Annotated in this window: 5 protein-coding genes; 1 reads left to right on the top strand and 4 read right to left on the bottom strand. The window is 68.9% G+C overall.

What is annotated here, in order from left to right; genetic code table 11:
* A partial coding sequence (locus tag AC1D15_RS29380; RefSeq protein ID WP_477828798.1) for a DUF4288 domain-containing protein occupies positions 1 to 235 on the top strand: 235 nt, incomplete at its 5' end.
* Here AC1D15_RS29380 and AC1D15_RS29385 read toward each other — a convergent pair.
* The 4 genes from AC1D15_RS29385 to AC1D15_RS29400 form a co-directional block, all read right to left on the bottom strand.
* Positions 226 to 807 (bottom strand): hypothetical protein, encoded by a 582-nt coding sequence (locus tag AC1D15_RS29385; RefSeq protein ID WP_477828799.1) that lies wholly within the window; start codon positions 805 to 807, stop codon positions 226 to 228. The genes AC1D15_RS29380 and AC1D15_RS29385 overlap by 10 nt on opposite strands.
* A gap of 52 nt (positions 808 to 859) precedes the next feature.
* Entirely contained in the window at positions 860 to 1,429 is a 570-nt protein-coding gene (locus AC1D15_RS29390) for a chlorite dismutase family protein (RefSeq protein WP_477828800.1), read from the bottom strand.
* Positions 1,426 to 1,698, bottom strand: coding sequence for a hypothetical protein (locus tag AC1D15_RS29395; protein WP_477828801.1), 273 nt, complete (start codon positions 1,696 to 1,698; stop codon positions 1,426 to 1,428). Before AC1D15_RS29395 ends, AC1D15_RS29390 begins: the two co-directional genes overlap by 4 nt.
* Before the next feature lie 91 nt (positions 1,699 to 1,789).
* The coding region (locus tag AC1D15_RS29400) for a DUF559 domain-containing protein (protein ID WP_477828802.1) at positions 1,790 to 1,973 on the bottom strand (184 nt) is incomplete at its 5' end.

Raw genomic sequence — 1,973 nt, forward strand, 5'->3', positions numbered from 1 at the left:
TCTCAGTGCCGATGACGCTGAAGCGAAGGCCGCACTGCTCGCCGTCTCGGCGGAGTCGTCCTATGTCGCGATGGACGGCACACACGTCGCATGGACCTTCTTCAAGGTCGAGCGCGTGTCCCAGATCGTCGATCAGCCTCTGCGCCATGGGTCGGAGTTGTTCTCCCGGTACTTGAGGCATGCTGAAGTCCAGAGCTTGCTCACGCCCTTCGAGGATCCGTCGACTCAGAAGTAGTGCGTGTACATCAGCCCCACATGGTCGCCCTTGATCTTCGGCGCACCATCGCCGGCGGTGAAGTTCTCCTTCACGAAGCGCAGCTTCACCGCCGAGTGCGGCGTGATCAGAAACTCGCCTTCGAGCACGCGGCCGGTGGCGTGCTTGTAGTTCTGGTTCAACGCGCCCGCGTCGCCGCTGCCGCGCAGCCGCGCGCCGAACACGAACTGCGCGCCGGCCCCGAAGCGCAGGTTGTTCGTCACCGCATACAGCCCCATCAGTTCGAGCGGAAAGCGCTGGAAGCGCAAGGTGCCGCCCGCAGCCTTGCGCCGGTCGATCTGGAAGCCCAGGTTCATCTGCAGCGCGAACGGCTCGGCCACCCAGTACTCGGCACCGGCGAACACCTGCAGGCCGCGGCCGGCGTCCATCTCGGCGCCCGAGCCCTCCACCAGGTTGTCGCCACCCGCCGTGAGGCCGCCACCCAGCGAGAGTTTCAGCGGCCCGCCGCCATCGGCCGCATGGGCCACGGAGGCTGCAGCCAGCGTCAGTGCCACGGTCAGCGCAGCAGCCGCCACCGATCGGTATTCAGTCATCGAGAAGCTCATGTGCAATGTCGTGCAATGTCGAAAAGGGCATCGGTCCACGTCAGGCGTCACGGCTCAGCCGCAGGTCCACCTCGCGGTCGACGAACGCCCACTCGGGCGACGCGCGCAACGCCGCCACCAGCGCCTCGAAGGCTTCGGCATCGGCCGGCGCGTACTCGAACCAGGTCAGGAAATCGAACGGCTGCGGCGACGCCAGGTCGCGGCAATGATGCAGGCGCCGTGCCACGGCCGGCAGGTAGTCCAGCCCGATCGCGATGTGGCGCGACTGCGCCTCGAAGACCGCGCGCCGCTCGTCCTGCGTCATCGCCCACCAGGCCGCGTTCTTGCGGATCGGGATCAACGCGGCACGCGTGGCCTCGGGGCGGCCGAGCGCCGGCTGCCGCGCGAGCAGCTGCTGCTTCTCCGTGCGCTCCACATAGCGCTCGTTGCTGGTGATGCCGCGCAGCCGCCATGCGGCGTCGGCCGGGTCGACCGGGCCATCGGCCGCGACCATCTGCAGCCGCGCCACCGCGGGCAGGCTGTCGCCCGTCACCGCACCGATGCGATCGACGCKCCACGCGCCCTCCGCACCACCGATGAAATCGAACAGGCGCGCCGGAGCCGCCGTCACGGCGTGTCCCGCACGAACACCATCCCCATCACGCCGACCGACAGCGTGTGCCCGTTCACCGACGTGTACGACGCGACGCCGAGCGAGTGGTAGCTCGACACCAGCGCGGCCAGCGAGCCGATGCCCAGCACCTTCGCGAGCGCATTGCGTTCGCCGATCGCGGCGCGCACGCTGTCGCGATGGCGCTCGGCCGACGGGTTCAGCACGACGGCGAGCGCCAGCGTGGCGGCCACCAGGCCGAGGGTGGTGAAAAGAGAGCGTGATGACATGGCACGGAAAAAAGTTCGGGCCGGAATCGGCAAAAACGACCGGTGATTGTCGCCGCGACCGGCCCGCCTTCCGGAAAAGTCCTCCCGGCGATCAGCCGGCCGCCCGCAGCACCGCCGTCCGCAGGTCGATCTCGCTCGGCAGGCGCTTGAAACGCAGCACGCGGTAGCCGGCGGCGCTCAGCATGCCGTCACGCGCCGCCACCTCGGCGGCATCGCGGGCGTGGCTCGCATCGTCGAGCTCGATCAGCGCCAGCACGTCGAACTCGCGGCTGCAC

This window comes from Rhizobacter sp. P2_H2 (genome assembly GCF_056403375.1).